Source organism: Pullulanibacillus sp. KACC 23026 (assembly GCF_029094525.1).
In the GTDB taxonomy this organism is placed as follows: Bacteria; Bacillota; Bacilli; order Bacillales; family Sporolactobacillaceae; genus KACC-23026.
In genome coordinates this window covers 886,965-906,986 of record NZ_CP119107.1, presented here as the reverse complement: position 1 = coordinate 906,986, position 20,022 = coordinate 886,965, and the positions used below count along the sequence as shown (strand labels likewise).

Annotated in this window: 22 protein-coding genes, 2 pseudogenes and 1 riboswitch; of the genes and pseudogenes, 4 read left to right on the top strand and 20 right to left on the bottom strand. The window is 41.8% G+C overall.

The features are described 5' to 3' along the window. Positions 1-389: 389 nt before the first annotated feature. From PU629_RS03980 to PU629_RS03960, 5 genes and pseudogenes are all read right to left on the bottom strand, one after another. Positions 390-695 (bottom strand): hypothetical protein, encoded by a 306-nt coding sequence (locus PU629_RS03980; protein WP_275282980.1) that lies wholly within the window; start codon positions 693-695, stop codon positions 390-392. Positions 696-1,044: 349 nt separating this feature from the next. Continuing rightward, a pseudogene (locus tag PU629_RS03975) lies at positions 1,045-1,575 on the bottom strand (transposase); the annotation flags it as partial. Between the two features lie 175 nt (positions 1,576-1,750). Continuing rightward, positions 1,751-2,512 (bottom strand): DUF2268 domain-containing putative Zn-dependent protease, encoded by a 762-nt coding sequence (locus tag PU629_RS03970; RefSeq protein WP_275282979.1) that lies wholly within the window; start codon positions 2,510-2,512, stop codon positions 1,751-1,753. A gap of 475 nt (positions 2,513-2,987) precedes the next feature. Then, positions 2,988-3,299: an antibiotic biosynthesis monooxygenase family protein gene (locus PU629_RS03965; protein ID WP_275284351.1), complete on the bottom strand. Its 312-nt coding sequence runs from the start codon at positions 3,297-3,299 to the stop codon at positions 2,988-2,990. A gap of 139 nt (positions 3,300-3,438) precedes the next feature. Then, on the bottom strand, positions 3,439-3,921 hold the full coding sequence (locus PU629_RS03960; protein WP_275282978.1) for a GNAT family N-acetyltransferase: 483 nt from the start codon (positions 3,919-3,921) through the stop codon (positions 3,439-3,441). A gap of 180 nt (positions 3,922-4,101) precedes the next feature. On the opposite strand from PU629_RS03960, the gene PU629_RS03955 reads away from it, so the two are divergent. Beyond that, positions 4,102-5,286 (top strand): MFS transporter, encoded by a 1,185-nt coding sequence (locus tag PU629_RS03955; RefSeq protein WP_275282977.1) that lies wholly within the window; start codon positions 4,102-4,104, stop codon positions 5,284-5,286. A 116-nt stretch (positions 5,287-5,402) separates the two neighbouring features. Here PU629_RS03955 and PU629_RS03950 read toward each other — a convergent pair whose 3' ends face one another. Further along, positions 5,403-6,017 (bottom strand): HAD-IA family hydrolase, encoded by a 615-nt coding sequence (locus PU629_RS03950; protein ID WP_275282976.1) that lies wholly within the window; start codon positions 6,015-6,017, stop codon positions 5,403-5,405. A gap of 395 nt (positions 6,018-6,412) precedes the next feature. Then, on the bottom strand, positions 6,413-7,030 hold the full coding sequence (locus PU629_RS03945; RefSeq protein ID WP_275282975.1) for an FMN-binding negative transcriptional regulator: 618 nt from the start codon (positions 7,028-7,030) through the stop codon (positions 6,413-6,415). A gap of 305 nt (positions 7,031-7,335) precedes the next feature. After that, positions 7,336-7,420, top strand: a riboswitch (ZMP/ZTP riboswitch). 52 nt (positions 7,421-7,472) lie between these two features. Between PU629_RS03945 and PU629_RS03940 the strand changes: the two genes are divergently transcribed. Continuing rightward, positions 7,473-8,327 (top strand): bifunctional 5,10-methylenetetrahydrofolate dehydrogenase/5,10-methenyltetrahydrofolate cyclohydrolase, encoded by an 855-nt coding sequence (locus PU629_RS03940; RefSeq protein ID WP_275282974.1) that lies wholly within the window; start codon positions 7,473-7,475, stop codon positions 8,325-8,327. A 321-nt stretch (positions 8,328-8,648) separates the two neighbouring features. On the opposite strand, the gene PU629_RS03935 is transcribed toward PU629_RS03940, so the two are convergent. Beyond that, entirely contained in the window at positions 8,649-9,647 is a 999-nt protein-coding gene (locus PU629_RS03935; protein ID WP_275282973.1) for a DUF3231 family protein, read from the bottom strand. 362 nt (positions 9,648-10,009) lie between these two features. Between PU629_RS03935 and PU629_RS03930 the strand changes: the two genes are divergently transcribed. Further along, complete coding sequence (locus tag PU629_RS03930) at positions 10,010-10,432, top strand: GNAT family N-acetyltransferase (RefSeq protein WP_275282972.1); 423 nt, start codon at positions 10,010-10,012, stop codon at positions 10,430-10,432. Between the two features lie 378 nt (positions 10,433-10,810). On the opposite strand, the gene PU629_RS03925 is transcribed toward PU629_RS03930, so the two are convergent. The 5 genes from PU629_RS03925 to PU629_RS03905 form a co-directional block, all read right to left on the bottom strand. After that, positions 10,811-11,731, bottom strand: coding sequence for a bifunctional helix-turn-helix transcriptional regulator/GNAT family N-acetyltransferase (locus PU629_RS03925; protein ID WP_275282970.1), 921 nt, complete (start codon positions 11,729-11,731; stop codon positions 10,811-10,813). A gap of 244 nt (positions 11,732-11,975) precedes the next feature. After that, entirely contained in the window at positions 11,976-12,212 is a 237-nt protein-coding gene (locus tag PU629_RS03920) for a hypothetical protein (protein WP_275282969.1), read from the bottom strand. A gap of 100 nt (positions 12,213-12,312) precedes the next feature. Beyond that, positions 12,313-12,549, bottom strand: coding sequence for a hypothetical protein (locus PU629_RS03915; protein ID WP_275282968.1), 237 nt, complete (start codon positions 12,547-12,549; stop codon positions 12,313-12,315). Positions 12,550-12,586: 37 nt separating this feature from the next. Next, on the bottom strand, positions 12,587-12,823 hold the full coding sequence (locus PU629_RS03910) for a hypothetical protein (protein WP_275282967.1): 237 nt from the start codon (positions 12,821-12,823) through the stop codon (positions 12,587-12,589). A 12-nt stretch (positions 12,824-12,835) separates the two neighbouring features. Next, positions 12,836-13,102 (bottom strand): hypothetical protein, encoded by a 267-nt coding sequence (locus PU629_RS03905; protein ID WP_275282966.1) that lies wholly within the window; start codon positions 13,100-13,102, stop codon positions 12,836-12,838. A 241-nt stretch (positions 13,103-13,343) separates the two neighbouring features. On the opposite strand from PU629_RS03905, the gene PU629_RS03900 reads away from it, so the two are divergent. Further along, positions 13,344-14,231: a DMT family transporter gene (locus PU629_RS03900; RefSeq protein WP_275282965.1), complete on the top strand. Its 888-nt coding sequence runs from the start codon at positions 13,344-13,346 to the stop codon at positions 14,229-14,231. Positions 14,232-14,365: 134 nt separating this feature from the next. Here the strand turns inward: PU629_RS03900 and PU629_RS03895 are convergent, their stop codons facing one another. The 7 genes and pseudogenes from PU629_RS03895 to cysC all read right to left on the bottom strand — a co-directional run bounded on the left by PU629_RS03895 (position 14,366) and on the right by cysC (position 19,993). Further along, positions 14,366-15,229, bottom strand: a complete 864-nt coding sequence (locus PU629_RS03895) for a YitT family protein (RefSeq protein WP_275282964.1) — start codon at positions 15,227-15,229, stop codon at positions 14,366-14,368. Between the two features lie 359 nt (positions 15,230-15,588). Beyond that, the gene (locus tag PU629_RS03890; protein ID WP_275282963.1) at positions 15,589-16,203 is read right to left on the bottom strand and encodes a DUF2238 domain-containing protein; all 615 of its coding nucleotides are present in this window, start codon (positions 16,201-16,203) and stop codon (positions 15,589-15,591) included. Between the two features lie 94 nt (positions 16,204-16,297). Further along, entirely contained in the window at positions 16,298-16,756 is a 459-nt protein-coding gene (locus PU629_RS03885) for a hypothetical protein (RefSeq protein ID WP_275282962.1), read from the bottom strand. Positions 16,757-16,764: 8 nt separating this feature from the next. Continuing rightward, positions 16,765-17,549 (bottom strand): annotated as a pseudogene (locus tag PU629_RS03880) (hypothetical protein). A gap of 432 nt (positions 17,550-17,981) precedes the next feature. Further along, the gene (locus PU629_RS03875; RefSeq protein ID WP_275282961.1) at positions 17,982-18,407 is read right to left on the bottom strand and encodes a hypothetical protein; all 426 of its coding nucleotides are present in this window, start codon (positions 18,405-18,407) and stop codon (positions 17,982-17,984) included. 184 nt (positions 18,408-18,591) lie between these two features. Further along, entirely contained in the window at positions 18,592-19,395 is an 804-nt protein-coding gene (gene cysQ, locus PU629_RS03870) for a 3'(2'),5'-bisphosphate nucleotidase CysQ (RefSeq protein ID WP_275282960.1), read from the bottom strand. Next, a complete protein-coding gene (gene cysC, locus PU629_RS03865) occupies positions 19,370-19,993 on the bottom strand; it encodes an adenylyl-sulfate kinase (RefSeq protein WP_275282959.1) in 624 nt (207 codons plus the stop codon). Before cysC ends, cysQ begins: the two co-directional genes overlap by 26 nt. Between the last annotated feature and the right edge of the window lie 29 nt (positions 19,994-20,022).

Genomic DNA, 20,022 nt, shown 5'->3' with positions numbered 1-20,022 from the left:
AATAGAATCACAGAAAGAAAAGACTAGTAAACGTCAAAACAACCGAATCTTTTGAGATTCGGTTTGATTATTTTCATAAAAGGCAATCGATTACCTATTTCATTAAAGGGCTAAAGCGAACTTTCTAAATAAGCGGAGAAATTCCGCTTATTTAGAAATCGACATTAAAAATAGCTAAAATAGACGGAGAAATTCCGACTATTGACTCGAAAAATATGAAAATGGATCATTTCTTTTGGTTTAAACGGAAAAACTCCGCTTATTTACGACGAACTGAACGCTACTTTGGTTGATAACGGAAAAATCTCCGCTTATTTCAACGATCGCAGGTGACTCTAAAATTTCTTGTTAACCATTACACTACGGTTTTTACCTTAAGAACCATTTTTTCACAAAGTCTTCGATAATCCAACATTTATTTCCTTTGGCGCTGCCACGTAAGCAACTGTTTTAACCCCATCACTCCAATATGTCATGCGGTATGATTGCAAATCATATATCTGCTGAATATTAATTTTCTTTAATGATATAAGTTCCCCATCCTGTTTTGATTCAATATTATTTGTTTGTTTTTGATACAAATGACTGCTTTTTTTTACTAAATTTGATTTTGAATTAAGATTATTAGAGCAACCAAATAGTAAAAAAACTACAGACATAACAATTAATATAAACCTAAAACTATGTGACAACAAATTGCACTCCTCCTAAAGTGAAAATGAAATCTCATTACTCATTAAAGAGTAAAACTTTACACTCTATTCTAGAGTTAATTATTTCTTATATAAACATTCTCTATAAAGGTCTACCTGAATTATTCATACCGCAGTGATTAAATGCTGACATTCGCCAAAAACGAGTAGGGTTCAAATTCTTCACAGAATAGGAAAAAGAATTTACTCGTTAAAGAAGCTGTTTCCAAATATATGGAAACCATTCTTCTTTTTGGGGGCAGACTTCTCCCGTGTTTCTTTGGCCTTTTTCTTGGATTGGTGTCATTTACCTTTTTCCATTTATGAAAGCGGAAATAGGCTCGCTTTCCGCGGGCAACGCTTCAGCCTCCTCGGAAGAAAAGCACTTCCTGCCGGGTCGAAATGTTTCGTTGTAATGTTCAATCAGGGGTTGAATGAAATCGACCACACCGTTTGACGTATACACATTCCCTGGGCGTAGCTTAGCTTTAAGAAAGTCACCTGTTACACCATCAAAGGCAACCAATGGATGAAATCCCACTGTTCCGTAATGAGCATTATAAGCTGATTCTTCTTGTTCACCATAGGCATCTGAATGCGTTGAATCGAGATCTAGAATGAGAGCCTTAGATTCTCTGTGCTGATGGACCTTATCAAGAAGTGCTTGATTCGCTTGGTTTAATTCTTCCACTAATTGGTCATCAAATCGTTTGAAAAAGCGAGATAAACTAGGCTGAGAAGCCAAGGCATTTGTGCCAATGATTTGAGTAAAAACGGGATCTTTCGTTAGGTCATCTGCCGCATCATCTTCGGAATATCCGGCAATGATTTGATAGAGCTTTTGGCGAAACAAGTTCTCATTCGAATGAAGATGATAACGACGCTCATATTCTACCAAGAAGGAAAGCTGCTTTTTCAACTGAGGTTTCGATATAGCCAACGATTCGCACAGAGGGTGAACTCCGCAGCAGCTCTTTCAAAGACTTTTTGATGTAAACCAAGTCTCCCAGCAGATCAGCAACGAGACCCAAAATAGCCTCAAAGCTTAGCTCCTCGATTTAAATCATAAAAGCTTCAGATGGCAGCACCGTTAACTCTTCAATCGAGATCTCCTCATGCTCCTCGAGATACCACTTCACCAGATAATAGCCTAAAGCATAGCCGCCCCAAAAAGGCAGGCCATTATCCGGATGGCCAAACATATAGGGGTCCGCAGCATCCCCCATTTCACCTACATGGTATTTGTAGGTGGTTTCCCATAATCGTCTTGCCTGCTCCTCAGAAAGCGCCTCTCTATAAGGGCCAAGGAACTCTTCCCCTAAACGAAGCCTGACAAAATGCTCAGCCAGTCCTTCTAAAACAAGCCGGTCCAGCAAACTCTCCTCTTCACTCGCTACCTTTAGAGCGCTCATGCGCCAGTGGTGATGATATTCGTGCGTAATGACGGACTTGAGCGTTTGGCGTACACGTTCATCCGGCTCTACAACAAACACCATCCTGCCATTCCATTCGGTAAAAGCCGAGACGCCACCTAACTTGGTTTTCACGAACTCATCCTTCTCATCTAAAAGAAACAGCTCAAATTTGACAGCTTTATGAGAGGGATAGAATCCATGCAAAAGCTCCAATTCTTCTTTTATAAAAGTTTCAAAACCAAGCAGCCGCAGCTCCCTTAATTGCTGCTTGAGTTGTTCGGCATCGCTGTCCAATTGAAACATCCCGAAAAACAACAGTTCATCTAATTGGTTCTCTGTTAAATTGAAAATATCAAGAACAAGCTCTCTTCTGCTTCTCCCTGTATTTAATCTTACCGCTGACAAAAAAGCCTCCAAATCACGAAGCCTTGATTTCATTTTGACTAAATGGGTTGATGAACGAATTGGAATCCACTCCCTGCACAATGATGGCTAACAACAAAAGTATTTATAAGATCAAGCGTTTAATGACTCTTTTTCAAAAAGATAGCTTGGGTCATTCATCAATCCAAATGAACCCAACACTTTTCCTAACTAAAAAGAGTTAAATGGCTGTTTCACCCAGAATCGTTTTGATTGGCTCACAGTCATCGTTGTTTTCTCTTATTCAAACAGACCAATTTGATTTGGACGAATTCGTGCAGGTTCCGCGTTTAACGAGAATCTCCTCCCGATAAACCACTTCAAACCGACGTCTTTTTTTATCTAATTCCATACGCAGGAAGCCTTTTCCTTTTTTATGTTAAAATATCGGTCGATTGGCCTAAGCCGCCTGATTCCAATTTTTCTGATCGTCGCCATTCAGTTTTTTTTAAAAATTCTAGAGTTCAAACGAGTAGTCCCTCTCGACTTTGCAAATTCTAACCTTATAGTTTTTATACCATTCTGTCCTTCCTTTTTCTTGGGCAACCTGATGGGCAGCGTGGTCTTTCCACTTTTGAATGGCTTCTAAGGAATCCCAATATGAGACCGTGATGCCAAGTTCCGAATCCCTTGCACTCTCAATTCCTAAGAATCCTTCCTGCTGTGAGGCCAGTTCCTCCATTTTCCTCGCCATTCTCCCATAACCCTTGTCACCGTCCGTTCTCTGTGAAGTAAAAATAACCGCATAATAAGGGTACTCTGGAGCCATTCCTTGATCAGTCACTTACCATTCCCCCTAATCCATCCTTTTTAAAGAAACAACTGCATGCCGGGAACAGACCACTTAGAGCAATTATTTTCCAGTAGAAATCTGTCCCAAAAATTAACTATCAGAATAAATGATGGCATTATAACTCCTTGCTTAATATTTCTCCGGGCAATCCATCGATCTCACACACTTTTTCGGAGTGAAACCCATTTTTTATTAAGATTATTCTAGAGGGCCCATTTTGAGGATCAATGATGGCAGTTAACCGCTTGAGCCCGGCACTTTCGGCTCGACGGATTAAGCTTTTAGCAATCGTGCTCCCATATCCCCTGCCCCAATAGTTCGGCATCAGCATATAGCCCAATTCAGCTTCTTCACAGGTGTTTTCATTTAAAATCAAACTCCCAAGTCCGATAAAATCATGCGCCTCATTCAACACCTTATAAGAGCCAAAACCTTCGTATCTATTATTGCGATTTAATAGCTTCTTATAGTTTTCCTTGGCTTCATCAAATGGAATAGCCCGTTCCGTAATCATCCGCATTACGCTCTCATTGGAAACAAGAAGAAAATACTCATAAAAGTCGCTTGAAGTGAACTTTTGCATCTTGATAGCCGACATAAGACTGTCCCTCCCAATCCATAACTAGTTTGCCCCTAACACTAGGGCAGGGCAACCCACATAACAGTTAGCTTTCTAAATGCATGAGAAAATTGGATCCACTTTCCATAATCAAGTTATTTGAATAAAAAAAGATAAAATGATTACATAGGTTTATATAGTTAGAGAAGGAGTTTTTGTATGGAGAGGAATGCTTCAAGAAATAGACAAATGCTGCTGTCGCTTGGGTTGGGCGGCTTTCTGGTCAATGCCGATAATCGGGCCATTGCCCCCATGCTGCCGGCAATGGCAGTCAGTCTTCACACTTCCATGTCTTCCGTTGCCTTGCTTGTGACGGCCTATTCCATTCCCTATGGAGTATTCCAATTAGTTTATGGTCCGATTGCTGAGAAAATCGGGAAGGTCAGCACCATCTTTATGGCTTTGTGTTTATTTTCACTTGGCACGCTGTTATGCGGTGTGGCCCATGTATTCTCTTGGCTGTTAGTCTTACGCGTTCTGACCGGACTATTTGCCGCTGGGATTATCCCTACCACTCTTGCACAAATCGGCGACCGGTTTGACCTTTCAGAAAGACCAGGTGCCATTGCCCTCTTTATGTCCTTTTCAACATCCGGCCAAGCATTGGGAATTGTCATTGGCGGATTAGTCGCCCAATTCTTTTCCTATCGCATCCTTTTCTTTTTACTGGGGTTAGCCTGTATCCCCGCACTATTAGCCATCTTTCGCGAGCGCGGCCGCGAAACGATTCCAGTTAAACCAAACCCAACACCTATCTTGAAGCGTTACATAGAGCTTTTTAAACACAAACGGTCTTGGCAAATTTATGGATTAGTGCTCTGTGAGGGTCTCGTCTTTTACGGAGGGTTCACATTCCTTGGAGTCTATGGCGTTTCCACCCTTCATTTATCCTACCTCATCATCGGACTCTTGACCGCCACTTATAGTGTTGGCGCTTTTATTGGAAGTAAGACCATAACTAAGGTGCTGAGCCGTGTTGGCACAACCAAAATGCCCATGCTTGGTTCGGGTTTAATGATCCTAGGATTCGGGGTGATCTGGGGATGGCAAAGTGTCATTTCACTAACAGTCGGTTTTATTATTCTTGGTTTCGGCTTTAGTTACTGCCATTCTACCCTTCAGACGTTTGCGACGGATTTATTGCCAAACGGTCGTGCAACCGCCGTATCCGTTTTTGCTTTTTCACTTTTTTTAGGGAGCGGATTAGGGCCAATCGGCGTCGGTGACATTTTTGATGCCTATGGCTCTCGTATGATGCTAGGGGCTGTCTGCCTCGGAACGATTGTCTTTTGCTTCTTGTGCATGACATTACTTAAAAGAAACCAACAGACCGGTACAAACTGAACGTTCTAAGGAACTCTGAGCAATCAGGGCTCCTTTTTTACCTTGGCGTGAGTAAAACGTGGTTGATTGGTGCCCCCTTTTTGCGGACGAGACTCTGGTTGTAAGTCCCAACTTTTTTATAAAATTGGATACAACTGTTGAAACTCATGGATGGTATAGTCTGCATGACTGCTGGATTCATGGCTCTCGGTAAAGAAGCATCCGCTGATCCCGGCATTTTTTCCCGACAGGACATCCAAATCACGATCACCAATCATGATCGATTCAGAGTGTTTCATTTTATATTTTTCCATTAGAAATTCAATTCCAGCAGGACTCGGCTTACGCTCGAAACCGTGCTCTGAAGTGATACAATCCGTAAAATAATTGTATAAACCAAACTTCTTTAAAAAGGTGATGGCCGATTCGCCTCTATGTGTAAATAAATAATTATGGCGACCAGAGGTATGAATAAATCGGCATAGCTCCTCGATTCCTTCATAAGGTTTTATGTAAGCCAACTCCCTGTCTTTTCTCTGCTTCTCATAGTCCTCGATAAAAGCAGAATCTATGTGGTATTTTGTTTCATAGTGCTTAAGCGCATGCCCCATCGATACTCTCATTTGCTTCATGATCGCATCCAATGGTTCCTCAATCCCTCGCCCTCTCAGCGTTACTTGAAACGCTTTTCCCATAACAGGATAAGCATCGAAAAGCGTACCATCAAAATCCCAAATAATGTGCTTGTACATATTATGTTACTCCTTCCGCTGTTTTTTGATTTGCTCGACTCAACCTTAAAACGTTATCAGATAAATTCTCCAATCATGGGCATGAGAAAGTGACCGGTGCTCCCACCTCATAACTGAATGGAACGGAACTTAGTTGGCTGATTTATCCTTGTCAACATGGGCACCCCTATTATGAACAAATCAAAGTAAGACAGCCCACCCCCATCGCCCATTTTCCGGCTTGGCGGGGCTTCATTCGTATGTAGGGGCGCTGATCGCACGTCCATCGCCGATACGGCCCCAGTTGCGCGAGGATCTCCATCCAATGCTGTAAATGACTTCCAATCGACTACCCATCGAACGGTTAACCCAAAAATAGGCGTCCTTTTTAAAGACTGCTGACGTAAGAATCAGGCTTATTTCTTTTTTTCGAGATTGGCTTTCATCAAGGTGGCAATCTGTTGAGCATCTTGGTCCGATGATTTCTCAAGCTGCTTAATGACTAATTCCTGACGTTCAACAGAATGATTTTGGCTTAATTTGGCTTTGGCTTCCATTCTTTCAATTTTAATTTTAAATGGGGCAATACCTTTACTTAATTGCTCGATATAATGAGGATCAACTTTTTCTAACTTGTAAGAACTATCCGGCTGTTCATATTTCTGGACCAACTCACTTAAAGCCCGTGAGATACTCTCTCCATCATTGATCATTTCCGCTTTACCATAGACATGGACCGCTACATAATTCCAAGTGGGAACGGCCTTTGTTGTTTCGTACCAAGAAGACGAGATATAACTGTGGGGTCCTTGAAACACAGCAAGAATCGGTTGCCCTTCAACATCCTTCCATTGTTCATTACCAAGAGAAAAGTGACAATAGAGCGCACTCTCCTCCTTATTTAAGACCAACGGAAGATGTGTCGCCCAAGGTTCACCGTTATGCTGGGAAAAAAGTGTCGCAAAGCTATAGGTTTCAATAAAATCATGAATCCTATCTTCATCCTCTATTCTAAATGACTTAGGAATATACATGGAATCCCCCCTGTTTCCACTATGATAACCTAAAAAATGATGGGAGGGATGAAAGAATTTTATTGATCAGAACTTTTTGATGCAGGGTTACAGTCATGAACCCTCGGAGTAAGTCTCTTTTTATTTAAAACGCCATTAAAATAAGCCGTACCCAAAAAGAACAACACCCGGAAACGGAGCCAGCCAGTATCGTTATCCGGGCAATCATTCCCGATTCCCATCAGATTTCACTTCCATTATTCGGTTGTTTATTCTAAGTTTGAATTGACATTTTCTTAAGAAACCACTATCTTAGGGGTAGAAACGAAAGGCATAGTAACTGACGACATGTGTGGAATGAACCACAGGGGAGCTATGCTTTTATAAGGTCGGGTCGTCTGGGCAGAGATAAGGATATAGGCATCCTTATCTCTTTTTTATTACACTTTTTGGAGGGTTGTCTATGAATCCACTTATTTTAGACGGAACCGTTGTGGCTCAAGCCATCAAAGACCATTTAAAGGAACGCATTGAAGCTCTTTCAGAAAAAGGCATCGTGCCTTGCCTCGCCACGATCTTAGTCGGAAATAACCCCGCTTCAGAAACGTATGTCAAAATGAAGGGGAATGCATGCCGACGAATTGGAATGAAATCCATTCGAATCGAGCTTCCAGAGGAAACGAGCACACAAGAGTTAATTAACGCCATTGAAGAGTTAAATAAAGACGACTCCGTTCACGGGATTCTCCTTCAGCATCCCGTTCCATCCCACATTGATGAACGGCAAGCCTTTGAAGCCATTGCGATCAAAAAGGATGTCGACGGGGTAACGAGTGCGGGGTACGGTCAAACCGCATTAGGCTTTGGCGAATTTCCATCCTGCACCCCTGCTGCCATAATGAGCATTATCAATTTTTATAAGATCCCTCTTGAAGGAAAACACGCCGTTGTCGTGGGCAGGAGTCCCATTTTAGGAAAACCTGTATCAGCCTTGCTTTTAAACGAAAATGCGACCGTCACGACCTGTCACTCAAAAACGGTCAATCTCCCAGAAATCTTAAAGCTGGCCGACATTGTTGTCGCAGCCGTTGGAAAACCTGAATTTATAAAAGGCGAATGGCTTAAAGAAGGCGCCGCGGTTTTGGACGCCGGCTATAACAAAGGGAATATCGGGGACGTCGACTATGAATCGTGTTACAAAGCGGCAAGCGCCATTACCCCAGTACCAGGCGGCGTTGGTCCCGTAACCATCGCCACCCTGTTGAAACACACCGTTGAATCCGCCGAACGAACCAGCCAGCTTGAAGTCACTCTATAATCAGCTTCTTTGGTTGGGGCAATGCCACTTGCTTTAAAGAAAGACGGATATAGGCTTTCAGGCAAGCTAAGCTCGAAGTAATTCGCGTAGCAGGTTATCAATGGATGCCAAGGTAAGCCGCCCAAGAATCATTTGATGGAAGTGATTTTCTTGAGGGCCCCAAAAAGTGACTTACGAGCCCCCCTATCTAAAATAGCTTTATGCATTAGGATACCGGACGTTAAGTCATAAACTATTCTTGGATTTTTCGCATGAGTAGACTTTTCAAACCTTTTACCTTGTTGGTCTTTTTCAGCACAGTACAACGCTCCCCTATTGCCGTCATTTCATTAATTGTTCTCGATTGATGGCATGCGGCGGCCTTTCCAGCCAACCATGGCTAATTTGAAGTTGTAATCCATCCTCTGCGAAAAGGCCAATCTCACCTTGTAAACGCACATAGGCCGCGGCTATGTCTCGTCTCGGACTTGCAGAAAGAGCCGAACCATAGTTGACCAACCCAGCAGCGGTCATCATAGAAATCTGAAATAGCATTAATTTATCAGAAAAAGGAGGCTCTGTTGAATCGTAGACATAGGCATCAAAGGATACAGGAATGGGGAGATCATTTTCGTTTAAAAACTTACTGAAAATAGTCACTTGCTTCTTGGAAAGCTCTTTACCTCTTCTATAATACGCTCGAATCTCCTGAGACTGAGCGACTTGACCGAAGCCGGTAATAACCGCAGCTCCCAAATGATTGCTTAAAGTATTGGAATAGAGATGCGTAATCTCAGCAGCCGTCAGAGGGCGTTGTTCTCCCCACCACCCTGCTAGGAAATGTTGTTTTTCAACCATAGTCACATCTCTAAGATAAGGAATATAAGGGGACCTGACTTCAAGCCCCTTTGAAAGTAGGAGTTGGGTGGTCTCATTAAATAACTCCATGGCAGACGTGAGGCATGAAGTAAAAAACGCTCGGCAATCAGCCCGAAACGTATTCTGCAAAAAGGCTCCATAAGTGATCAAAGAACCCTTTGCCATTTGATTGGTATAATATAAAAAGAAGTCATCCGAAAAAAGTTTAGCCGCCTCGAGATGAACATCCTCTTCAGTAAAACCTAAAGGGATTGCATGGCCCTCTTCTTCAAATATCTGTTTTACCACCTGGACATGCTCTCTAGATAAATTTAAAGCACGCTCCAAGATGGTTTTTATTTCTGGATCCTCGACTTTCGCTAAGTAATAGTTATAAACACAAACAAACATGGATCCCACAACATAATTCGCCCATAATCCCCCCACCTCAGATGACGTCAAGCGGACCGGATGAGTTCCCATTAAACGACCTCCATTCTATGTATGGCAATTGTCCCGCTAAAATGGTGACTCTTCAGCTAGGAAAACGATCCTTAATTGGCCTTTCTCACCTCCTTTATTTTTAGTCTATAAAAAAGAAAAACCTAGAGGTGAACAGGCCGATCTGGGGAGAGAATTTAAATTAGCTGTATAATTGAGGTGCTTTTCGAATAGCCATTAGCATCCTTATTTTTTTAGTTGCTTAGACCTTAATTAGCAATTAGATTTGTGAGTATTTTGATCGGTGCCGCTGAATTTTTGTTAACGCTAGCCTAGAGTTGATTAATACGAAAGGCCCGTTTAGAGCATTGACGCATTCTATTTCAGTTAAGGAGTGATAGGGGTTGGGAATTCGAAAAGCAAGGGTTGGAGATTGGAAATCGGTATGTGGGTTATTAGAACAATTAGATTACTATGATACAGAAAGCTTTATAAGAGAGAAAATAGAAGCACTTATTAATCATCCAGATGAAGAATTATTGGTTTATGAAATTTCAGGGAAAGTAATCGCTTTTATTTCAATTCATTATATTCCTCAACTAGCTTTAAAAGGAGACTTCGCAAGGATTAGCTATTTCGCTGTAGACTCCACAATAAGAAGTCAAGGTATCGGGCGTGACATAGAAGCGCATTGCACCGATTTGGCTATAAAAAGAAACTGCGACAGAATCGAAGTTCATTGTCATTCAAGAAGAAAGGATGCACATAGGTTTTATGCAAGACAGGGCTATACTGAATCTCCAAACTATTTTATGAAAAGGCTCTAAGGTCTTAGTCCAAAAAGTCCATGACCGACCTTTGTACCACCTGTGCCGGGCGGCAAATGACCGTCAATCCTCTGCGCTTGTCATCGGCCTTATCTAACAGATGAGGGTCAACCTTAAGCGCGTTAGTCTGAATGGCATTCAGGGGCCTCCCCCCACAACCGTTCGTAGGTGTGTGCTTAATCTCAGCAACATTCATTGAATCACCACCTTTGCTCCCTGGCTGCCCTGAAAATAAGGCGTTTTGGATAGCTGAAACTTTAAAGCCATCCAGGTTTCTTTCATCTGGGGGTGGTTCCGTCAAACGCGCCATGGGTGGCTATTTTAATCATTCGTTTAAAAGTGGAACAGGAGAACCGTCCCCGCGTTTCACTCTGCGTTTCACTTTAATTCTAAGTCCCAGCGTTCTTCTATTAGTTTCGAACCGGTCCACTCATAATTAGGTTTTTCTTCGGTTAGTTGAAAATGATAGGTTTGATAGAGGTGACGGGCTGCATATAAAATACTGACCGTCCATAAAAAGATATGGGTGTATCCTTGGCCTTTACAGAAAGCCATGGCTGTATCCATCAATTGCTTACCTATTCCCATGCCTTGATACGCTTCATCTAAAATAAACCATCTTAGTTGGGCGGTCTTGTCGTCGGATTTCGTAATCGCAATCGAACCTGCCCTTTTACCTTCCACTTCTGCAATCCATAGCTCCCCTCCATCCGAATCCGCCATGAATGCCGTTAGCCCCTTCATGACGTAATAGTCAAACATCTTGCCAAAACGATAGGTATTTTCATAAAATGCTCCGTGAAGATAAGCGACAAATCCAGCATCACCTGGCTCAAACGTTCGAATGGATACCTTTGATTGAAAAGGAGGCACTTCAGTTAAGATCGATTCAATCGCTTCCATAGAAGTGATTAGCTTGGTCAATTCACGATTTGACTTTTCTTGGATCATCTTTCCAACTTCATAATTGGCATGCTCGACTAAATCATTATAAATTTCTTCCCCATAATTAGTGAGATAAAGTAAATATTGGCGTTTGTCCTTTGATGCCTGCTTTTTAACAATAATTTTTTCGTCCTCAAATTTTTGAATGATTCGGCTCATCTGTCCACGGTCTATTCCAAGATTTTCTCTAACCGCTGTTGCCGTACAGCCCTTTTTAAAATGGAGTTCAGTGATCACTCGCGCCTCGGTTAAAGGAAAAGGTTTATTATAGATTTCTTGATCCATTTTACCTAATACACTGGCATAATACCGATTGAATTTCCTAATCTTTTCTACATATGGGCTCTTTTTCATTCTTCCTCCTAAATAGTCAGAATGTTTAATGTTGAATCTAGCATAAAATATTTAGTTGATTTAGTCAATTAATAGTTTAAGGGCTACCCATGATTCATTGGAAAGAAGCGGGGGATATCTTAATAAAACCATTAAAAGAGGGATACCGATCGCTAGGCGAAAGGCATCCCTCACAATTAAATTCGTTTCCCTTATCCTGAATGCAGTTGAAGTCCAGGAGTTGTTAAATGGCTACCTGAGCACTCTAAAAGACACTATTTTTGGCAGAATTGCTGTCTGCGACGTCCGAATCTAAAACAGAGGTTATTGGTAAGTTAATAGGTGAGATGTCACCGTTTTGCTCTCCTACCGCCTGATTTCGCTTATAAGAGATAAATCGATCAACCGAAAAATAGGTGCCTGAGTTGATCAGGGCCTCATTATCCATCGCGTTCACTTTAAAAGACAGCATATTAATCGCTACTGGTGAAAAGAAAACCATGTTCGCACACCTCCCATAGGTTTCTAAAAAGTAAGACTGAAAAGGATGACACAACGTACACCCCCGATTGGAATGAAACGGGAGAACCGTCCCTGCGTTTCTATAAAAAGCTGTTTTTCACAGAGTGGTTATCATTAAAATCATTATCCATGACAAAGGCTTCGGTTAGTGTGATGGGTGAGAAGTCTCCGTTTTGTTCTCCGATGCCTTGATTTCGTTTATAGGAAACCATGACATCAAGTTGAATACTGGGGCCCATGAATATTCCGGCAGAGTGGTCGAGGGCATTGACTTTAAATACACCTAAGAAAATGGTCACAGGTTCTGAAGGGTACATGCCATCTCCTCCCAGTATGTAATGATGAGGCACATCATTATAAAATTTTCCCTGTCTTAATTGTCAGGTTATCAGAATGCTCATCATCTAAACAATAGTGGACGCTATAGGCTCGATAGACGTGATCGGCCAACTGCTGACCATAGCCTTGGTTTTTTTTTGCCTGCACGCTTTTCCCTATCTTCACTGTACTGCCGAAGGAAACAGCACTTAAATGGTCCACGTTGTTGACTTTAAGAGCATCAAGTTTAACATTCATTGGTTTAAAGAACATCATTATCCCACCTCATGGTTTTAATCCTGGAATCAGCATCTCCGAATCAAATGAAGCAGGTGAATCCATATAATCCCGATCATCGACCATGCTTTTAGTCCCCAAAAAAGCGGCATCATCGCCCATATTTTGTCCGATCCCCATTGTTTTCTTATCTGAATTCTGCCATTCCGCTAATAAGTTATTACCAACATTAATCGCAGACGCATTTTCAAAGGAATTTACTTTTATGATATGAATGTTGATGTTAAATTGAGCGGGAATTGGTACCTGTGCCATTCGACCATTTCTCCTTTCAACTTATAGTTCATGCTGTTTTATAATACCTATTCGACGAAATCTGTAGTTATGAAAAATTGCCATAACTCTCCAGTCTTTATTAATTGAAATATTTAACGAAAGGACGTATTCTGTAAAAGTTATTGATTTTTTAGAGAAAAAAACAGAAGGGCTTTAAGACTGTAGAAAGTCTTTAGTCATTAAAGTTGGATAAATATATGGATGAGGAGAAAAAGATGTTATGAAAGCAAAATGGTTTTTAATGATGGCGGGTTTAATCATTATTTGGAGCCTCTCCTGGCCAATTTATAAAGTAGCATTGGTCTATACGCCTCCATTGCTTTTTGCTGGGATGAGGTGTTTGTTAGGCGGCGCTCTTTTAGCAGGCTTCATTTGGAAAACACGGGATCGAATCCAATGGAAAAAGAATTGGAAAATATATGTGATCACCGGTCTTTTAAATATTACGTTATTTTATGGACTGCAAACAGAGGGGCTCAAATTGGTTCCATCCGGTCTCTTCTCAGTTATTGTTTATTTTCAACCTATTTTAGTTGGACTTTTTGCTTGGCTATGGTTAGGCGAAACGATGACGCTAACCAAGGTGCTCGGACTGATTCTTGGATTTCTCGGTGTCATATCGGTCAGTGCAGAGGGGTTCTCCGGCCATGTCTCCATCTTAGGAATTCTATTCGGCTTATTATCCGCACTATCCTGGGCATTCGGTACCATTTACACCAAAAAGATGGCCCATTCAGTCGATTCGCTTTGGATGGTCGCCCTCCAGTGCTTAATTGGCGGTGTGGTTCTTATGATAAGCGGACTTTCGACTGAAAAGTGGTCAAGCATTGTTTGGAACGGCACTTATTTCAGCGGCCTTGCCTTTGGGGCCATACTCGGAATCGCGATCTCATGGATCTTCTATGTCACGCTGGTGAAAACGGGTGACGCAAGTGTTGTCGCCACCTTCACCTTCCTAGTCCCGATGCTTGCCGTGGTCATAGGAACCATCTTCCTAAGCGAACCCTTCACCAAACTATTATTTGTCGGCATCATCCTAATCGTCGCAAGTATCCTGCTCGTCAACAAAAAGAAAAAACAAACCCAAGAGTTATTTCAAGGGGTCTGACCCCTCAACACACCTTTTGCCGGCTATTTCCACCAATTCACCCTATATATAAGGTGAAAACGAAAGGGGGTCTGACCCCCTAAAACACATAAAAACAGCGAACCTGAATCTCAGGTTCGCTGCTTTTATGTGTTTTAATGAATGTCTCTTTTCTTAAAGTTACCGCCTTTAACGTCGTGAATATCTCCTACTGCAAGAAAGGCGTTAGGGTCGATGTCCTCTACTATTGATTTTAGTTTCGCTTCTTCTAATCGAGTCACGATGGTGAAGATCACTTGTTTTTTATCATGCGAATAAGCACCTTGTCCATTTAAATAAGTAACCCCGCGCCCTAATCGGTTGTTTAAGGCATCGCCGATTTCTTCATGTACATCACTAATGATCCATACCGCCTTCGATTGTTCCAAGCCCTCGATGGTAATATCGATCGTCTTAAACGCTATAAAATAAGCCAATAGCGAATACATGGTACTGTTCCAATCAAAGACAAAGCCTGCACTTCCTAAAATAAATACGTTGACAAACATCACAATCTCACCGACTGAAAAAGGGGTCTTTTTGTTCAGAAGAATGGAAAGAATCTCCGTCCCGTCTTGAGAACCGCCATTACGAATTACAATCCCCACACCAATCCCTAAAATCACACCACCAAAAACAGAGGCTAATAAAGGATCGGTTGTAATTTGCGGAATCGGAATAAAAATACTGGTAAAGATAGAGAGGCATATGATCGCGTAAAGCGTGGAAAAGGCAAAGGTTTTTCCTATTTGCTTGTATCCAATAATGATAAAGGGTAGGTTTAAAACCCCAATAAATACCCCTAAAGGAAAATGTGTGACATAAGCTAAAATAATCGATATACCGGTAATCCCGCCATCAAGGATATGATTAGGAACCAAAAAGATTTCAAGCCCAATAGCTGACAACAAAGCACCAATTGGAATAGTAATGGCCTTTCTCAGTAAATGTTTCCTATCTAACTTTTTATGTACCTTCATCTAGAGACTATTCTCCCCCCGAAGTGATCTTTTCCCTTTTACAAACACCTTCTGACCATGTCACTAAGTCTTATTTTACCATTAGAGCACAGCCCTTATCATCTAATCCGCCTTCTATTTGGGGTGAAACGCAGGGACGGTTCTCCCGTTTCATTTTCTCCGCTAAAAACGTTTATTGTCCTAGCCAAGCATTCGACCTCTCAGGCAGTGTCTTCCTCGCCCCGTCAGACGCTCCTTCCCCAAAAATGAGCGCCTTTCTTTCGGGACCGGCTTTGCACCTTTTGATCTACATCCTCTCAGCAAGCTATACCGCCCTTTCCAATGAGCAGCAAACCCAACTTCACTTTTTTATGAATCAGCTATTCTTCTGGCGAGTCACCTTTGAAGCGTTTTAACGAAATGAGAAATTGGTTGAGTTTACTTGAGAGAACAAAGTGAAAAGAGGCGATCAGTCCACCGATTAAATCCGAGATGAGATCCAAATCAGTGTCATAGAGCGAGGCTTGATTTTTATGCTTTGACTGAATCATATGATCAACACCGAATTCCATGATTTCATACACGGCACCTAAGGCTAACGCCAAACAGAAGATGATCACAAAATGCAATCTCCTTTTCGCAAGAACCACTCCTGCAAATTGTTGGACAAGATAATAGACCCAAATGGCAACCGAGTAGCTCGCAAAAACATGCAGGAGCTGATCAAAAATGGCCATGTTAAGATAGAGCTTAAACACCCCGCCGAGAATTCCGTTACCTATAATTGAGAGAATCACCATGATGCGTATGTAAAGGGGCAAACACCAATTCCATTTGGCTTCTAAAATGAGATAAATCACCCAAAAAATAAAATTACCGATAATCATCCCTATAAATAAATGGTTATGTGTCACAAATAAAGCCATTAAACCTGCCAATTCAATTGCAAGAAACAAATAATTAATCACATTTTTATAAGTTGAAATGATAGCCATACCGACACCCCCACATAGCTTCGGATTTCTAGTATATCCAGCAGGAGCGTCTAACATGATGAAACGCAGAAAACACCGTCTGTTTTTATGACTATCACTTGACCTTGGCTACGCCTAATGCAAAATGGCTAAACAAAATATTCTCCACCATCTCTCCTTGTGAGTCCACACAATTGACGATCATAATGACTTCAGAGTGTTTGCCTTTTAACAGTCTTCGTTTCTTTTTGAGAACTATCTCAGTGACTAACCGAATAGCTAACCCAACAATAAATCCAGCACCTGCACCGATTAACCCCCAATAAATGGGACCCCAAGCGAGCTTAAAACCGATGCTCGCTCCAACAACTGAAAAAGCAGTTGCTAAAGCTACACCAATATCTATTAAAGACGTTCCATCAGAGCGATGCAGATCATCAAAAATTTTGTGCGGCTCCTTACGATTATCAAGGGGAACAATAAAAATTTGTTCACTTTTGATCCCCTTTTTCTCCAATGCCGCAATGGCCATTTCTATAAAAACCCCATGCTCAAATGCGGAAAATAACTGCATAATCTATTTCACCTTTTGCCCTTTACAACTTGAAAAGATCGGGATTGATAATGCTCTTTAAAAAAGGAGCGTTGTTCTTTCTCAAATAATTTGTTGTTCTCAACTGTGTTTATATAAGAATCAAATACTGAAAACCCATACAAAGAAGGAAAGAAGAGAAGCCATTCAGGACTGAGAACCGATGTAGCCCCTTGCTTATCTCACCTAAAAATAAAAGCGAAATGGCTTCAAGACCATGAGAATAGTAAAAAAAGATAACGGTCCAGACAATGACAAAGAAGGCTGTGACAATTCTATGTATATATAGTTGTCCTAAGCCTGGGACGAATAGCGACCAGATGATCGCCATTATAGGATTTCTTTTATCCAAATAATTAATTTCAAGTGCTCCTATACTAAAGGAATTAAACCGATGCTCCTCACGTTCTGCCAGTACAAACACTTTATTCATATCGACAGTTGTCCGATAGCTATCCCAAATACTAAAAATATAAACTGGAATATAAATTAATAACCACCGTGTATTTAGAATATCCTTCGCCTTATCAATCTCACCTTGAAACGAATAAATCATAGCTAAATTAAGATGCGAATTTAAATTCACCACGACTTCCCATATAAACAAAACAAATCCACGAAGATATTTGGATAAAAGAAGATGCCCAAATCCCGGAAACGCCGCACTCCACCAACCAATGATAGACGGATTTCTAAGATGAATTTGTGTCGTCCCAAGAACACTCACATGAGCCCGATACCTTCTCGCCGTATTATCATTACTATAATTATCCATCCAATACCCCTCACAAAATCCTTTCCCTCATTTTTTCCATCGAACCCGCTTTTATTCCTGGGACGCGGATGAAACGCGGGGACGGTTCTCTCGTTTCTTTTTTCAGGCTGAAACGCGGGGACGGTTCTCTCGTTTCTTTTTTCAGGCTGAAACGCGGGGACGGTTCTCTCGTTTCTTTTTTCCATCTTTTAGGCACAAGGATTTCAACAGAACTCGAACCGGGTAAAGTAGATCCATTTTTTCCAGAGGACTTAAGTTAATTTAAAGGCTGACATCATTCTTAACGTTTAATGTTGATTTTCTATTTGCTTGTTGGTTAGACACGAAAAAGCTGCTTGCCGCCACGGAAAGCCGGCCTGGTTTCGCCTTTATTAAAAGACTCCGCTCAAACTTAATTTTTCCGGATACTCGTTTACACATGCTTTTTCAGACTTAACGGGCAAAGTGGGCTTTCATCCGCTTTGATTTCAAGGTATAAATAACAAGAAGCAGATCAATCACAATCCCCACAATACCGTTTATTAAGTTGGGTTCACTTGGCAATTGAACCATTAACACGATGTAATGAATGACGGACCACGCCTCTAAACACATAAACCAATATAAGAAGGACTTATTTCTACTTAAGAAAAGAACAAGTGTGGGAATGGACAGCACAACATAGCCGAGTTCAAACAGGAGGCTTGCCCATGTCGAGACTTGCGAGAAATCAATTTGTGGAGCCCCACCAGACACCAACGCTACAAGCAAAAGGGTGATCGAAAGAGGTGATGTCACCGTTCGCACCCATAATACGATTGTGAAGCCAAATAACCAGCCTTGTATTCTTGGCCGCTCAGCATTAAAATCCGTCGTCATTAAACCCCTCCTAAAAAACTGTGTGATTTTTCCTCACTCAAAAAGATATGCAACCGCCTAGACTATATATCATTTAAAGAAGATTTGGCTAGTGCCAAGCCAAATCGGATTTTCTGCCTTGCTAAAGTAAAAAAACCCACATCAGTCCTGGAAATGACTAATGTGGGCCTCTCTTTTTTTTAGTTTACCGTTTGGCCAAAAACCAGCCGTTCAGCAGGTTTTCTCTATTATAATAAAAACGCTGTTGGTCCTCGTAGCGAGTAACGGTTCCTCCCGCGGCCTCGACAATCGCTTGTCCCGCTGCTGTATCCCATTCCATTGTAGGCGCATAACGCGGATAGTAATCCGCTTTTCCTTCTGCCACCAAACAAAACTTTAATGAACTGCCGGAAGACACGACGTCTACTGTGTTTTCTTTTTTCAATTCATCAATAAACGCCTGCGTCTCTTCAGACATATGCGACCGGCTAGCAACCACATTCAGGACATCTTGGTTCTTAACCTCTGGCAGCGGGCGGCTTTTAGCGATGAGCTCATGGTCACTCGAAACTTCATTCTTAGATGCCTCAACTAGCTTGAAAGCTCCCTTTCCTTGGATGCCAAAATAAAAGACATCTAGAGCAGGGGCGTAAATAACTCCAAGTGTTGGAAAACCATTCTCAATCAGCGCAATATTTACCGTGAATTCATCATTTTTCTTAATAAATTCTTTCGTCCCATCTAAAGGGTCCACCAGCCAAAACTGTTCCCAATCCTTACGCTCTTCATAAGGAATCGCCCGGCCTTCTTCACTCAGAATAGGAAGCTCAGGGTAATGTTTCGCCAGCCCTTCAGAGATGACTAAATGCGACTTTTTATCAGCCAGTGTTAAAGGAGAATCATCCCCTTTGTACTCCACATTAAAGTCCTTCGCATAAACCGCCATAATATCTTGTCCAGCTCTTAAGGCAATGTCAAATAAATCAGCGACTTGAACGGCTCGTTTCATACAAGTACCCCTTTGCTTTTAAATAGTCAATAATGACTGCTACCGATTCCTCTACCGAAAGCGAGCCCGTTTCAAGAACAATTTCTGGGTTCACAGGTTCTTCATAAGGAGCATCGATGCCCGTAAACTCCTTGATTTCACCAGCCCGTGCTTTTTTATAAAGGCCCTTCGGATCGCGTGCTTCGCAAGTTTCAACACTCGCCTTCACGTAAACCTCGATAAACTCGCCTTCTTCCATTATGTCCCTTACTTGCTTCCGGTCCTCAAGATAGGGTGAAATAAAGGCCGTCAATGTGATGAGCCCCGCATCAACCATAAGTTTTGCGACCTCGCCAACCCGGCGGATATTCTCCGTCCGATCTTCAGGACTAAAACCAAGATTCTTGTTTAGCCCATGTCTCACATTGTCTCCATCCAGGCGATAGGTATGAATGCCTTGCGCATGCAGTTCCTTCTCAAGCTCAACCGAAATCGTCGACTTGCCGGAACCGGACAGACCTGTAAACCAAAGCACCGCACTTTTGTGATGCATCAGCTCCTGCCGCTCCTCCTTCGTCACTTTTGAATCATGCCACACAATATTTTTTGAAACAGTCATCTTGCGTACCCCCATAATAATTTAATTAC

Excerpts from the sequence above, each read along its gene's own strand:
- PU629_RS03925 (WP_275282970.1), bottom strand. The coding sequence starts at position 11,731 with ATGAAAAAGAGCCCATATGTAGAAAAGATTAGGAAATTCAATCGGTAT.
- PU629_RS03965 (WP_275284351.1), bottom strand. The coding sequence starts at position 3,299 with ATGGCTCCAGAGTACCCTTATTATGCGGTTATTTTTACTTCACAGAGA.
- PU629_RS03960 (WP_275282978.1), bottom strand. The coding sequence starts at position 3,921 with ATGTCGGCTATCAAGATGCAAAAGTTCACTTCAAGCGACTTTTATGAG.
- PU629_RS03920 (WP_275282969.1), bottom strand. The coding sequence starts at position 12,212 with ATGGTTTTCTTTTCACCAGTAGCGATTAATATGCTGTCTTTTAAAGTG.
- PU629_RS03905 (WP_275282966.1), bottom strand. The coding sequence starts at position 13,102 with ATGGCACAGGTACCAATTCCCGCTCAATTTAACATCAACATTCATATC.
- PU629_RS03890 (WP_275282963.1), bottom strand. The coding sequence starts at position 16,203 with ATGGCTATCATTTCAACTTATAAAAATGTGATTAATTATTTGTTTCTT.
- PU629_RS03945 (WP_275282975.1), bottom strand. The coding sequence starts at position 7,030 with ATGTATATTCCTAAGTCATTTAGAATAGAGGATGAAGATAGGATTCAT.
- PU629_RS03875 (WP_275282961.1), bottom strand. The coding sequence starts at position 18,407 with ATGACGACGGATTTTAATGCTGAGCGGCCAAGAATACAAGGCTGGTTA.
- PU629_RS03950 (WP_275282976.1), bottom strand. The coding sequence starts at position 6,017 with ATGTACAAGCACATTATTTGGGATTTTGATGGTACGCTTTTCGATGCT.
- PU629_RS03935 (WP_275282973.1), bottom strand. The coding sequence starts at position 9,647 with ATGGGAACTCATCCGGTCCGCTTGACGTCATCTGAGGTGGGGGGATTA.
- PU629_RS03915 (WP_275282968.1), bottom strand. The coding sequence starts at position 12,549 with ATGTACCCTTCAGAACCTGTGACCATTTTCTTAGGTGTATTTAAAGTC.
- PU629_RS03900 (WP_275282965.1), top strand. The coding sequence starts at position 13,344 with ATGAAAGCAAAATGGTTTTTAATGATGGCGGGTTTAATCATTATTTGG.
- PU629_RS03940 (WP_275282974.1), top strand. The coding sequence starts at position 7,473 with ATGAATCCACTTATTTTAGACGGAACCGTTGTGGCTCAAGCCATCAAA.
- PU629_RS03955 (WP_275282977.1), top strand. The coding sequence starts at position 4,102 with ATGGAGAGGAATGCTTCAAGAAATAGACAAATGCTGCTGTCGCTTGGG.
- cysQ (WP_275282960.1), bottom strand. The coding sequence starts at position 19,395 with ATGAAACGAGCCGTTCAAGTCGCTGATTTATTTGACATTGCCTTAAGA.
- PU629_RS03885 (WP_275282962.1), bottom strand. The coding sequence starts at position 16,756 with ATGCAGTTATTTTCCGCATTTGAGCATGGGGTTTTTATAGAAATGGCC.
- PU629_RS03910 (WP_275282967.1), bottom strand. The coding sequence starts at position 12,823 with ATGTTCTTTAAACCAATGAATGTTAAACTTGATGCTCTTAAAGTCAAC.
- PU629_RS03895 (WP_275282964.1), bottom strand. The coding sequence starts at position 15,229 with ATGAAGGTACATAAAAAGTTAGATAGGAAACATTTACTGAGAAAGGCC.
- cysC (WP_275282959.1), bottom strand. The coding sequence starts at position 19,993 with ATGACTGTTTCAAAAAATATTGTGTGGCATGATTCAAAAGTGACGAAG.